This is a genomic window from Saccharothrix sp. HUAS TT1, from assembly GCF_040744945.1.
Lineage (GTDB): Bacteria > Actinomycetota > Actinomycetes > Mycobacteriales > Pseudonocardiaceae > Actinosynnema.
Genome location: NZ_CP160453.1, coordinates 7,482,167 through 7,494,630, shown reverse-complemented (window position 1 = coordinate 7,494,630; position 12,464 = coordinate 7,482,167). Strand labels below are relative to the sequence as shown.

The 12,464-nt window shown below is 70.9% G+C and carries 8 protein-coding genes; 4 read left to right on the top strand and 4 right to left on the bottom strand.

Going from position 1 to position 12,464, the window contains the following annotated elements; all coding sequences use genetic code 11:
- Positions 1-57: 57 nt before the first annotated feature.
- The 4 genes from yjfF to AB0F89_RS32755 all read right to left on the bottom strand — a co-directional run bounded on the left by yjfF (position 58) and on the right by AB0F89_RS32755 (position 4,691).
- Positions 58-1,008 (bottom strand): galactofuranose ABC transporter, permease protein YjfF, encoded by a 951-nt coding sequence (yjfF, locus tag AB0F89_RS32770; RefSeq protein ID WP_367139091.1) that lies wholly within the window; start codon positions 1,006-1,008, stop codon positions 58-60.
- A gap of 62 nt (positions 1,009-1,070) precedes the next feature.
- Positions 1,071-2,087 (bottom strand): ABC transporter permease, encoded by a 1,017-nt coding sequence (locus AB0F89_RS32765; RefSeq protein WP_367129606.1) that lies wholly within the window; start codon positions 2,085-2,087, stop codon positions 1,071-1,073.
- The gene (locus AB0F89_RS32760) at positions 2,084-3,595 is read right to left on the bottom strand and encodes a sugar ABC transporter ATP-binding protein (RefSeq protein WP_367139089.1); all 1,512 of its coding nucleotides are present in this window, start codon (positions 3,593-3,595) and stop codon (positions 2,084-2,086) included. The genes AB0F89_RS32765 and AB0F89_RS32760 overlap by 4 nt, the downstream gene beginning before the upstream one ends.
- 118 nt (positions 3,596-3,713) lie before the next feature.
- Positions 3,714-4,691, bottom strand: a complete 978-nt coding sequence (locus AB0F89_RS32755) for an ABC transporter substrate-binding protein (RefSeq protein WP_367129604.1) — start codon at positions 4,689-4,691, stop codon at positions 3,714-3,716.
- 197 nt (positions 4,692-4,888) lie between these two features.
- Between AB0F89_RS32755 and AB0F89_RS32750 the strand changes: the two genes are divergently transcribed.
- From AB0F89_RS32750 to AB0F89_RS32735, 4 genes are all read left to right on the top strand, one after another.
- Positions 4,889-7,147, top strand: a complete 2,259-nt coding sequence (locus AB0F89_RS32750) for an immunoglobulin-like domain-containing protein (protein WP_367129603.1) — start codon at positions 4,889-4,891, stop codon at positions 7,145-7,147.
- Between the two features lie 43 nt (positions 7,148-7,190).
- Positions 7,191-9,668, top strand: a complete 2,478-nt coding sequence (locus tag AB0F89_RS32745) for an alpha-L-arabinofuranosidase C-terminal domain-containing protein (protein ID WP_367129601.1) — start codon at positions 7,191-7,193, stop codon at positions 9,666-9,668.
- A gap of 50 nt (positions 9,669-9,718) precedes the next feature.
- Positions 9,719-11,185, top strand: a complete 1,467-nt coding sequence (locus AB0F89_RS32740; RefSeq protein WP_367129600.1) for a family 43 glycosylhydrolase — start codon at positions 9,719-9,721, stop codon at positions 11,183-11,185.
- 125 nt (positions 11,186-11,310) lie between these two features.
- Positions 11,311-12,327 carry a LacI family DNA-binding transcriptional regulator gene (locus tag AB0F89_RS32735; RefSeq protein WP_367129598.1) on the top strand — a complete coding sequence of 339 codons (1,017 nt, stop codon included), beginning with the start codon at positions 11,311-11,313 and terminating at the stop codon, positions 12,325-12,327.
- The last annotated feature ends 137 nt before the right edge of the window (positions 12,328-12,464 follow it).

Sequence of the window (12,464 nt, the reverse complement as noted above, 5' to 3'; positions counted from 1 at the left end):
TAGGACTCACCCACTCCGAACGTAGGACTCTCGCGGTTGGGAGGTAGGACACGCGGGTCAGGTGCGGCGGACGATGATTCGCTGGAGGGCGATGAAGGCCAGCAGCAGGGCGCCGATGACGATCTTGGTCCACCACGAGGACAGCGTGCCCTCGAACGAGATCAGGGTCTGGATGGTGCCCAGCACCAGCACGCCCACCACGGAGCCGATCACGAACCCGACACCGCCCGACAGCAGGCTCCCGCCGACCACCACCGCGGCGATGGCGTCCAGCTCCATCCCCACCGCGTGCAGGCTGTACCCGGACAGCATGTACAGGCTGAACAGCAGCCCGCCCAGCGCCGAGCAGAACCCGCTGATCACGTAGACGCCGATCTTCACCCGCGTCGTCGCCAACCCCATCAGCCGCGCCGACGACTCGCTGCCGCCCACCGCGTACACGCTCCGCCCGAACCGGGTCAGGTGCAGCACGTACACCGCCGCCAGCACGACCACCAGCGCGATCACCACGCCGTACGTGATGGTCACCCCGCCGGGCAGCTCGACCACCCCGGTCGCCAGGTCCCGGAACACCGGGTCCTTGATCGACACCGACTCGACGCTGATCACGAAGCACAGCCCGCGCGCCAGGAACATCCCGGCCAGCGTGACGATGAACGGCTGCACGCCGAACCGGTGGATGATCCACCCCATCGCCAGGCCCAACCCCGACCCCACGGCGAGCACGGTGATCACCACGAGCCACGCGGGCCACCCGGCGCGCAGCATCGCCGCCGCGATCATGGTGGACAGCGCCACCACCGACCCGACCGACAGGTCGATCCCGCCGGTCAGGATGACGAACGTCATCCCGACCGCCAGCACGATCAGGAACGCGTTGTCGATGAACAGGTTCGCCACGACCTGCCCGGACGCGAACCCCTCGTACCGCACCGACCCGACGCCGAACGTCGCCACGAACACCACGAACGTCGCGATCACCGGCAGGAACCGCCGCGGCACGCTCACGAGCCCGCCGCGCGACCGGGCCGGCTCCGCGACCGACTCCGGCTCCACAACCACCGACTGCTTCACGCGGGCACCCCTTGCCTATCACGAGCACGACCACGACCGCCGCCACTACCAAGGCCACGGCCACCGCCACGAACCCGAATCCGGACCGGCGCCTGCATCAGGCACACCGCGATCACCACGATCGCCTTGAACACCAACGTGATCTCCGGCGCGATGCCGATCGTGTACACCGTCGTGGTCAACGTCTGGATGATCAACGCCCCGAGCAGCGTGCCGGTCAGCGAGTACCGCCCACCGGCCAGCGACGTGCCGCCGATCACCACCGCCAGGATCGCGTCCATCTCGATCCACAACCCGGCGTTGTTGGCGTCCGCCGCGCTCACGTTCGAGCTGATCATCAACCCGGCCACGGCCGCGCACAGCGCCGCGAACACGTACACCGTCCAGATGATCGTCCGCGCCCGCACGCCGGCCAGCCGCGACGCCGCCGGGTTCACCCCGACCGACTCGATCAGCAGCCCCAGCGCGGTCCGCCGGGTCACCAGCGCCACCAGCCCCAGCACCGCCAGGCTGATCAGGATCGCGATCGGCAGCACCAGGAACCCGGCGCCGATCTCCCGGTACGCCGGCGAGTCCACCGTGACGATCTGGCCCTCGGTGATCAGCATCGCGATCCCGCGGCCCGCCGTCATCAGCACCAGCGTCGCGATGATCGGCTGGATGCCCAGCACCGACACCAGGAACCCGTTCCACAGCCCCAGCACCGCGCACAGCGCCAGCGCGATGCCCATGCCGACCCACGCGTTGCCGCCCGACGCGATGTACGTGCACGTCACCGCGCCCGCGATGGCGGCCACCGCGCCGACCGACAGGTCGATGCCGCGGGTCGCGATCACCAGCGTCATGCCCAGCGCGATCAGCAGCGTGGGCGCGCCGTTGCGCAGGATGTCGACCAGGCTGCCGAACAGCGCCCCGTCCTGGATCCGCAGCGAGAAGAACGACGGCGTCACCACCACGTTCAGCACGAGCAGCGCGACCAGCGCCAGCACCGGCCACAGCAACCGGTTCTTCACGACACCACCGCCTTCTCCGCGGCAGCGCCCACACCGTCGCCGTCGCTGCCCGCGATGAGCGCCATCACGTCGTCCACCCCTACCTCACCGACCAACTCGGCCACCTTGTGCCGGTCGCGCATCACCACCACCCGGTCGGACACGCGCACCACCTCCTCCAGTTCGGCGGAGATGAACAGCACCGCCATGCCCTCCGAAGCCAGGTCCGCGACCACCTTCTGGATCTGCGCCTTGGCCCCGACGTCGATGCCGCGCGTCGGCTCGTCCAGGATCAGCAGCCGGGGCCGCGTCACCAACCACCGCGCCAGCAGCACCTTCTGCTGGTTGCCGCCCGACAGGTTGCCGACCGCGCGGTCCGGGTCGGCGGGCCGGATGTCCAGCAGCTCGATGTACTTGGCCACCAGCTCGTCGGCCAGCTTGCGCGGCACCGGCCGCGCCCAGCCGCGCGCGGCCTGCATCGCCAGGATCAGGTTGTCCCGCACGCTCAGGTCGGCCACGATGCCCTCGGCCTTGCGGTCCTCGGACGAGAACGCGACACCGGCCCCGATCGCGACCCGCGGCCCGGTCAGCCGCAACGGCTTGCCGTCGACCAGCACCCGCCCCGAATCGGCCTTGTCCGCGCCGAACAGCAGCCGCGCCACCTCCGTGCGACCGGAGCCGAGCAGCCCGGCCAGCCCGACCACCTCGCCCGCCCTGATCTCCAGGTCGAACGGCGCCACCGAACCCCTGCGCCCCAGCCCCTCGGCCACCAGCAGCGGCTCGCCGGGCGTCCCGGACCGGCGCTCGATCTCCTCCAGCAGGCCCAGCTCGCGGCCGAGCATCGCCGACACCAGGTCGATCCGGCTCAACTCGGCCGTCAGGTGCTCGCCGACCAGCCGGCCGTTGCGCAGCACCGTGATCCGGTCGGAGACCTCGTACACCTGCTCCAGGAAGTGCGTCACGAACAGCACCGCCACGCCCTCGTCGCGCAGCACCCGGATGATCCGGAACAGCTCCGCGACCTCGTCCGCGTCCAGGCTCGACGTCGGCTCGTCCAGCACCAGCACCCGCGCGTCCACCGCCACCGCCCGCGCGATGGCGACGAGCTGCTGCACGGCGATCGGGTGGCTCTCCAGCACCGAGCCGGGGTCGATGCGCAGGCCGATGCGCGCCAGCAGCTCCGCCGCCCGCGCCCGCATCGCCCTGCCGTCGATGCGACCGAACTTGCGCGGCTCGCGCCCGAGCAGGATGTTCTCCGCCACGGTCAGGTTCGCGCAGAGGTTGACCTCCTGGTACACGGTGCTGATCCCGGCGGCCTGCGCCTGCGCGGGACCGTGGAACGACACGGGGTCGCCCGCGAAGCGGATCTCGCCCGCCGCCGGCCGGTGCACCCCGGTCAGCGCCTTGATGAGCGTCGACTTGCCCGCTCCGTTCTCGCCCATCAGGGCGTGGACCTCGCCCGGGAACAGCCGGAAGTCCACCTCCTGCAGGGCCTTCACCCCGGGGAACTCCACCGAGATGCCCCGCATGTCCACGACCGGCTCGGTCACCGGACAACTCCCCTCACACGCTGGGTGCGGCCCCCGCCACCACACCCGGAGGGTGGCGGGGACCGCGGTCTGTGATCAGTGCTCGCGGGCCGGCAGGTCAGTACTTGCGGTTGGGCAGCTCGGTCTTGGCCTGCTCCGAGGTGAACGTGGTCTCCTCGGTCACCACCCGCGGCGGCACCTCTTCGCCCGCGACGACCTTCTTGGCCAGCTCCATCAGCTGGTCGCCCAGCAGCGGGTTGCACTCCACGATGAAGTTGATCTCACCGGCGGCCAGCGCGGTCATGCCGTCCTTCACCGCGTCCACGGTGATGATCTTGATGTCCTTGCCGGGCACCTTGCCCGCGGCCTTGATGGCCTCGATCGCGCCCAGGCCCATGTCGTCGTTGTGCGCGTAGACCACGTCGATCTGCGGCACGGACTTCAGGAACGCCTCCATGACCTGCTTGCCGCCCGACCGCGTGAAGTCACCGGTCTGCGAGGCCACGATCTGCAGGTCCGAGCCCGCGATGGCGTCCTCGAAGCCCTTCTTGCGGTCGATCGCCGGCGCCGCGCCCGTCGTGCCCTGCAGCTCGACGACGGTCTTCGCGCCCGCCGCGTTGGCCTTCAGCCACTCGCCGGCCTTCTTGCCCTCCTCCACGAAGTCCGACCCGAGGAACGTCTTGTACAGCGACGTGTCGTCGGAGTCGACCGCGCGGTCGGTGAGGATCACCGGGATGTTGGCGCGCTTGGCCTCCAGCAGCACCGTGTCCCAACCGGTCTCCACCACCGGGCTGAAGGCGATGACGTCCACCTTCTGCTGGATGTAGGACCGGATGGCCTTGATCTGGTTCTCCTGCTTCTGCTGCGCGTCGGAGAACTTCAGGTCGACACCGGCCTTCTCGGCCGACTCCTGGATGGACTTGGTGTTCGCGGTGCGCCAGCCGCTCTCGGCGCCCACCTGGGCGAAGCCCATGGTGATCTTGCCGTCGCCCCCGGCGTCGCCCGACGACCCCGCGTCCCCGGACCCACCGGACCCGCACGCGGTCAACGCGGCCAACAGGACCGCGGCGGCGGCGGTCGTGATCTTCTTCAACACTGGTCTTCCTCCGTGTGAACCCGAGACACTGACGGGGTGGCGAACCGCGTGACGGTGGTCACCTGGGGCACAAGCGTGAACGCTAACAATCGGCTCGTCAACCCCTCGGAAACCTCAACTTTGCATCCTTGACACGTTTGTTAGGCCGGTCGTATGTTAGCGCTCACTTTTGTGACTCAGCCCACCCACGCCCCCGGATGCCCTGTTCATCCGCGGCCTCGCGCCGCGCGCAAGACGAGAGCGACGCCTCAATGGTCACCCTTCGTCATCGCCCACGCACCTCCGTCGCGACGCTCGTCGCGGCACTGGTCGCGACGGCTTTGAGCGCACCGCCCGCATCCGCCGCCGACGGCCTCGTGCTGCACTACCCCCTCACCGAAACCGACGGCACGGTCGCCGTGGACACCTCGGGGGGTGGTCGCAACGCAACCGTTATCGGCGACGCCACTCCGGGCGGTTCCGACGGCCTCCGGCTCGGCGGTGTGGACGGTCACGTGAAGTTGCCGGACGACGTCCTGCGCGGGCTCACCGAGGTCAGTGTTTCGATTCAGGTCCGCATCGCGCCGGACCAGGCCGCGCCTTACTTCATCTACGGCCTGGGCAACTCCTCGGGCGCCGGCGGCAACGGCTACCTGTTCACCACCGGGAACGCCTACCGGACTTCCCTCGCCACCGGCAACTGGTCGACGGAGCAGACCGCGACCGCCGGCCGGAATCTCGCCAGGGGTGTTTGGAAAACGCTTACCTACACCCTTTCCGGCGGCACGGCCGTGCTTTACGAGGACGGGGTCGAGGTGGCCCGCAAGACCGGCGTCACCACCACCCCGGCGATGATCGGCGACGGCACGACGACCGCGAACCACATCGGCCGCTCGGTCTACAGCGGCGACCGCCACCTCAAGGGCGCGGTCCGCGACTTCCGCCTGTACGACCGGGCGCTCACCGCCGCCGAGGCGCACGACCTCGGCTTCGTGCCCGACGACGAGCGCGGCAGGCGCGACCTCGCGGCCGTCGACCTCGGCGACACCTCGGCCGTCACGGCGGACCTGGCGCTGCCGACCACCGGCCCGTACGGCTCCACCATCTCCTGGCGGTCCAGCGACCCCGCCGTCGTCTCCGCCGCCGGCGCCGTCACCCGGCCCGCGCCCGGTCGCCCCGCCGCCACCGCGACGCTCACCGCGTCCGCGTCCGGCCAGGACCGGGAGTTCCGGGTGACCGTGCGCCCGCAGCCGACCGACGACGAGAAGGTCGCCGAGGCCGACGCCGCGCTCGTGGTGTGGGACGAGGACGACGTCCGCGGCAACATCACCCTGCCGACCACCGGCCTGCACGGCACCTCGATCACCTGGCGGAGCACCAAGCCGGGGACGATCACCACCACCGGCGAGGTCACCCGGCCCGCGTTCGGCGGGAAGCCGGTGAAGGTGCAGCTCACCGCCGAGATCAGGGCCGGCCGCGAGACCACCCGCAAGAAGTTCAAGGTCACCGTGCGGCCCCTGCCGCAGCGGCAGGACTACGAGGGCTACCTGTTCGGCTACTTCACCGGCGAGGGCACGGCCACCGGCGAGCAGGTGCACTTCGCCGCCAGCCGGGGCAACGACGCGCTCAAGTGGGACGAGCTGAACGGCGGCAAGCCGGTGCTCACCTCGTCGCTCGGGGACAGGGGCGTGCGCGACCCGTTCGTCATCCGCTCGCCGGAGGGCGACAAGTTCTACCTGGTCGCCACCGACCTGAAGATCAACGGCAACGGGAACTGGGACCTGGTCCAGCGGCGGGGCAGCCGCCACGTCGAGGTGTGGGAGTCGACCGACCTGGTGAACTGGTCGGAGCAGCGGCACGTGCTCGTGTCGCCGGAGGCGGCGGGCAACACGTGGGCGCCCGAGGCGTACTACGACGAGTCGATCGGCGCCTACGTCGTGTTCTGGGCCTCGAAGCTCTACGCCGCCGACGACCCGCAGCACACCGGCAACACCCACAACCGGATGCTCTACGCGACCACGCGCGACTTCCGCACGTTCAGCGAGCCGCGGGTGTGGGTCGACCCGGGCTACTCGGTGATCGACTCGACCGTGGTCGAGCACGGCGACGAGTACTACCGGTTCACCAAGGACGAGCGGAACAACACCTCCACCACGCCGTGCGGCAAGTTCATCCTGGCCGAGAGGTCGACGGAGCTGCGCGACACCTCGTACGACTTCGTCGCCGACTGCATCGGCAAGGGCTCGATCCGCCAGGGCGAGGGCCCGACGATCTTCAAGTCGAACACCGAGGACCGCTGGTACCTGTTCATCGACGAGTTCGGCGGCCGCGGCTACGTGCCGTTCGAGACCACCGACCTCGCCTCCGGGCAGTGGGCGCTCGTGCCCGACCACCAGCTGCCCAGCCGACCGCGGCACGGCACCGTGCTGCCGGTCACCAAGGCCGAGCTGGACCGCGTCCGCGCCGCCTTCCCCTGACGCCGCCGCCGACCGAACCCCGCACAGGAGCACTGGAGATCGCATGTCCCGCGCAGTGATGGCCGCGGTGCTCGCCGCGAGCCTGCTCGTCGCCGTGCCCGCCTCGGGCACGGCCTCGGCCACCGACTACACCCTCACCATCGACCCCACCGCCAAGGGCGCGGCGATCGACGACACGATGTACGGCGTCTTCTTCGAGGACATCAACCGCGCCGCCGACGGCGGCCTGTACGCGGAGCTGGTGCAGAACCGGTCGTTCGAGTACAGCACCGCCGACAACGCGGCCTACACGCCGCTCACCGGGTGGGCGCCGACCGGCGGCACGCTCGACGTGGTGGACGACGAGGGCCGGCTGAACGACCGCAACCGCAACCACCTGCGCCTCGGCCTGCCCGCCGGCGTGATCAACTCCGGCTACAACTCGGGCGTCAACGTGGAGAGGGGCAAGCGCTACGACTTCTCCGCCTGGGCCCGCACCGACCAGGCCGCGGGCACGCCGCTGGCCGTCGGCCTGACCGACCCGGCGGGCAAGGACCTCGCCCCGCCGGTGCAGGTCCAGGTCAAGGGGGACGGCTGGACCAAGTACTCCGGCACGTTCACCGCGCGCGAGTCGTCCACCACCGGCCGGCTGCTGCTGAACGCCGGTGGCACCGGCACGCTCCGGCTGGACATGGTGTCGCTGTTCCCGCAGGACACCTTCAAGGGCCACGGCCTGCGCAAGGACCTGGCGGAGAAGATCGCCGCCCTCGACCCCGGCTTCGTCCGCTTCCCCGGCGGCTGCCTGGTCAACACCGGCAGCCACGCGGGCTACGAGGCGCCGAACTGGGAGCGCCGCCGCTCGTTCCAGTGGAAGGACACCATCGGCCCGGTCGAGCAGCGGGCCACGAACTGGAACTTCTGGGGCTACAACCAGTCCTACGGCCTCGGCTACTACGAGTACTTCCAGTTCGCCGAGGACGTCGGCGCGATGCCGCTGCCCGTGGTGCCCGCCCTGGTCACCGGCTGCGGCCAGAACCGCGCCACCGACGACCCGGCGCTGCTCCGGCGGCACGTCCAGGACACGCTCGACCTGATCGAGTTCGCCAACGGCCCGGCCGACTCCACCTGGGGCCGCAAGCGGGCCGAGATGGGGCACCCGGAGCCCTTCGGGCTCACCCACCTCGCGGTCGGCAACGAGGAGAACCTGGCCGACGAGTTCTTCGCCCGCTTCACCCAGTTCCGCACCGCGATCGAAGCGAAGCACCCCGAGATCACCGTCGTGGGCAACTCCGGCCCGGACGACACCGGCGCCAACTTCGACCGGCTGTGGCAGCTCAACCGGGACGCCGGCGTCGAGATGGTGGACGAGCACTACTACAACAGCCCGAGCTGGTTCCTGGAGAACAACGACCGGTACGACAGCTACGACCGCAACGGGCCGGACGTGTTCCTGGGCGAGTACGCCTCGCAGGACAACCGGCTCGCCAACGCCCTGGCCGAGGCCGCGTTCATGACCGGCCTGGAGCGCAACGCCGACGTGGTCAAGCTCGCCTCCTACGCGCCGCTGCTGTCCAACGAGGACTACGTGCAGTGGAAGCCGGACATGATCTGGTTCAACAACCACGCGTCGTGGGGCTCGGCCTCCTACGAGGTGCAGAAGCTGTTCATGAACAACGTGGGCGACCACGTCGTCAAGAGCACCGCCTCCGGCACGCCGTGGAGCCCCACGCCGATCACCGGCGCCATCGGGCTCTCCTCCTGGGCCACGTCGGTGGCGTACGACGACGTGAAGGTCACCGCCGCCGACGGCCGCGAGCTGTTCTCGGACGACTTCTCCGGCGACGCGGCGGAGTGGACCGGCAACGGCACGGGGAACTGGGGCGTGGCCGGCGGGCGCTACGTGCAGTCCGACACCGCCGCGACCAACCCCCTGGTCACCGCCGGCGACCCGACCTGGAACAACTTCACGTTCAGCGTCAGGGCGACCAAGCTGTCCGGCAGCGAGGGATTCCTGATCCCGTTCGCGGTCAACGGCTCCGGCAACCCGTTCTGGTGGAACCTCGGCGGCTGGAACAACACCCGCTCCGCCGTGGACGGCGGCAACTCGTCCCGGGTGTTCCACTCCGACGGCACCACGATCGAGACCGGCCGCACGTACGACCTGCGGGTCGAGGTGCGCGACCGCACGGTCAGGCTGTTCGTCGACGGGCGGGTGTGGGCCGAGTTCACCGACGAGGGCAACCGCAACCCCGAGCCGTTCCGCCAGGTCGTCACCCGGGACGAGGCGACCGGCGAGCTGATCGTCAAGGTCGTCAACGCCCAGTCGCGCCCGGCGAGCACCGAGGTCGACCTCGGCCGGGGCACGTGGGTGCTGCCCACCGCGAGGGCCACCGTGCTGGAGGGCCTGCCCGACGACGTCAACACCGAGTTCACCCAGCCGGTCAAGGCCAGGCAGGCGCAGGTACGGGTGTCGAACTCGTTCACCCACACGTTCCCGCCGAACTCGGTCACGTTCCTGCGCATCAAGGACCGGCGGCGATGACCCCGACGTCCCCGACGACCCCGCACCGCACCCCCGCGATTGGAGCACCCGTGACCCTCGACCGCAGGACCCTGTTCCGCACCGGCGGCGCGCTGGCCGTGGTGGGCGGCCTGACCGCCTCCGCGTCGGCGGGCGCCGCGCAGGGCGACCCAGAGGCCGCGGCGGCCGGCGGCGGCGGGCTGCCCACCCGCAACCCGCTGGTCGAGCGGCGCGCCGACCCGTTCATCACCCGCCCGGTGGACGGCATGTACTACCTGACCGGCTCGGTGCCCGAGTACGACCGGGTGGTGATCCGGGGCGCGTCCACCCTCGGCGGCCTCACCGACGCCCGCGAGCGCACCATCTGGCGGCGGCCCGCGTCCGGGAAGATGGGCGGCTACATCTGGGCGCCGGAGCTGCACCGCATCGACGGCAAGTGGTACGTCTACTTCGCCGCCGGCGACTCGGACGACCCGTTCCGCATCCGCACCTACGTGCTGGAGTCGGCCAAGGACGACCCGCGCGAGGGCGGTTGGGAGCTGAAGGGCCGGATGGTGACGTCGTGGGAGACGTTCACCCTCGACGCGACGACGTTCGAGCACCGCGGCAAGCGGTACTTCCTGTGGGCGCAGCACGAGCCCGGCATCGACACCAACACCAACCTCTACATCGCCGAGATGGCCTCGCCGCTGGCCCTGAAGACGGCGCCGGTGCGCATCGCCACGCCCACGCTGGACTGGGAGGTGCAGGGCTTCCGGGTCAACGAGGGCGCGGCGGTGCTCATCCGCAACGGCCGGGTCTTCGTCACCTTCTCGGCCAGCGCCACCGACGCCCGCTACTGCATGGGGCTGCTCACCGCGGACGAGAACGCCAACCTGCTCGACGCGCGGTCGTGGACCAAGACGCCGACGCCGGTCTTCACCACGAACGCGGCGACCGGCCAGTACGGGCCGGGGCACAACTCGTTCACCACGACCGGCGACCGGGACGTGCTGGTCTACCACGCCCGCGACTACCGGGACATCACCGGCGACCCGCTGTTCGACCCCAACCGGCACACGCGGGTGCAGGAACTGCACTGGAACGCCGACGGCACGCCCAGCTTCGGCGTGCCCGTGGGCGAGGGCGGGCCGGTGGTGCGGCTGTCGCCCGCCGACGCGCCGCACCTGTTCGTCCGGCACTTCGAGTACAAGCTGCGGGTCGACGGCAACGTGCGCGACCTGGCCGACTCGCAGTTCCGGTTCGTGCCGGGCTTCCTCGGCGCGGGCACGGTCGCGGTGCAGTCGGTCAACTTCCCGGACCGCTACGCCCGGGTCGACGGCACGGCGGTCCGGGTCGACCCGTACGAGGACACCGACGCGTACGGCCGGGCCGCGTCGTTCGTCAGGGCGCGGGGCCTGGCCGACCGCGACGCGGTGTCGTTGCGGCTGGTCGCCGACCCGGAGGCGTACCTGGCGCACGACAACGGGCGGCTGGTGGTGGCCAAGCCCGGTGGCGACCGGCGCGCCCGGGAGCGTGCGACATTCCGGCCGAGTTGACGCGTCCTGCGCTGGTGGGAACGGTCCCTGGTGGACAATGGACCACGGCGCACGCGCGGTGACCAGGTGCTGTTATCGCTAACATCGAGTGTGCAGGCAATCACGACAGGGGAGATGGGGCGGTAGTGGAGCACAAGACCTCGCGCGATCCCGCGATGACGGACGTCGCCCGGCTCGCCGGGGTCTCGCACCAGACGGTGTCGCGGGTGCTGAACGGGCACCCGAACGTCCGGGAGCAGACCCGGCTGCGGGTGCGCGCGGCCATCGCCGAACTGGGCTACCGGCCCAACAAGGCGGCCCGCGCGCTGGTCACCGGCCGGTCGCAGCTGATCGGGGTGGTGGCGCAGAACTCGACCCTGTACGGCCCGGCCTCGCTGCTGGCCGCGTTCGAGGCGGCGGCGGCCGAGGCCGGGTTCGCGGTGAGCGTGGGCCGGGTCGACGTGCTGGACCGCAACTCCATCTCCGACGCCGTGGAGCGGCACCGCGACCAGCGGGTCGCCGGGATAGTGGTCATCGCGCCGACCGCGTCGGCCAACGACGCGGTCGGCGACGTGTCCGCCGGCATCCCGCTGGTCACGGTGGACGGCGACCCGGAGCGCTCCACCCCGCTGGTGACCGTGGACCAGGCGGCGGGCGCGTTCGCCGCGACCACCCACCTGCTGGAGGCGGGCCACCGCACGGTGTGGCACGTCTCCGGCCCGTCGGACTGGTTCGACAGCCTCGGCCGGATCAGGGGCTGGCGGTCGGCGCTGGAGGCGGCGGGCCTGGAGGTGCCGCCGGTCGTGCCCGCGGACTGGAGCGCGGCGTCGGGCTACCGGGCGGGCCAGATGCTGGCCCGGATGCCCGAGGTCACGGCGATCTTCGCGGCCAACGACCACCTGGCGCTCGGCATCCTGCGCGCGATGAGCGAGCGGGGCCGCCGGGTGCCGCACGACGTGAGCATCGTCGGGTTCGACGACGTGCCCGAGGCGGCGTACTTCATCCCGCCGCTGACGACCATCAGGCCGGACTTCCACGCGGTCGCCAAGGAGACCCTGGAGCTGCTGCTGGCCCAGGTCGGCGACGGCGACGTGGGGGCGCCGCAGCGCAACGTCCCGCCCGCGTTGGTCAAGCGGGACAGCGTCGCCGCGCCCGCGCAGTGACGTCCGTCCGCTCGTAGTGGGGCGCCGCCGGACCGGCGGCGCAACACTTTCGTGCTCTTTCCGCACATGTGCGGCCCCGCGCACGGGCGGAACGGGCCTACCCTGAACACGGCGCCGCAGGTCGCGCACACCCGCTG

Bases quoted from the DNA above. Each gene is read 5' to 3' on its own strand.
- AB0F89_RS32745 (WP_367129601.1), top strand. From the start codon at position 7,191: ATGTCCCGCGCAGTGATGGCCGCGGTGCTCGCCGCGAGCCTGCTCGTC.
- AB0F89_RS32750 (WP_367129603.1), top strand. From the start codon at position 4,889: ATGCCCTGTTCATCCGCGGCCTCGCGCCGCGCGCAAGACGAGAGCGAC.
- AB0F89_RS32760 (WP_367139089.1), bottom strand. From the start codon at position 3,595: ATGCGGGGCATCTCGGTGGAGTTCCCCGGGGTGAAGGCCCTGCAGGAG.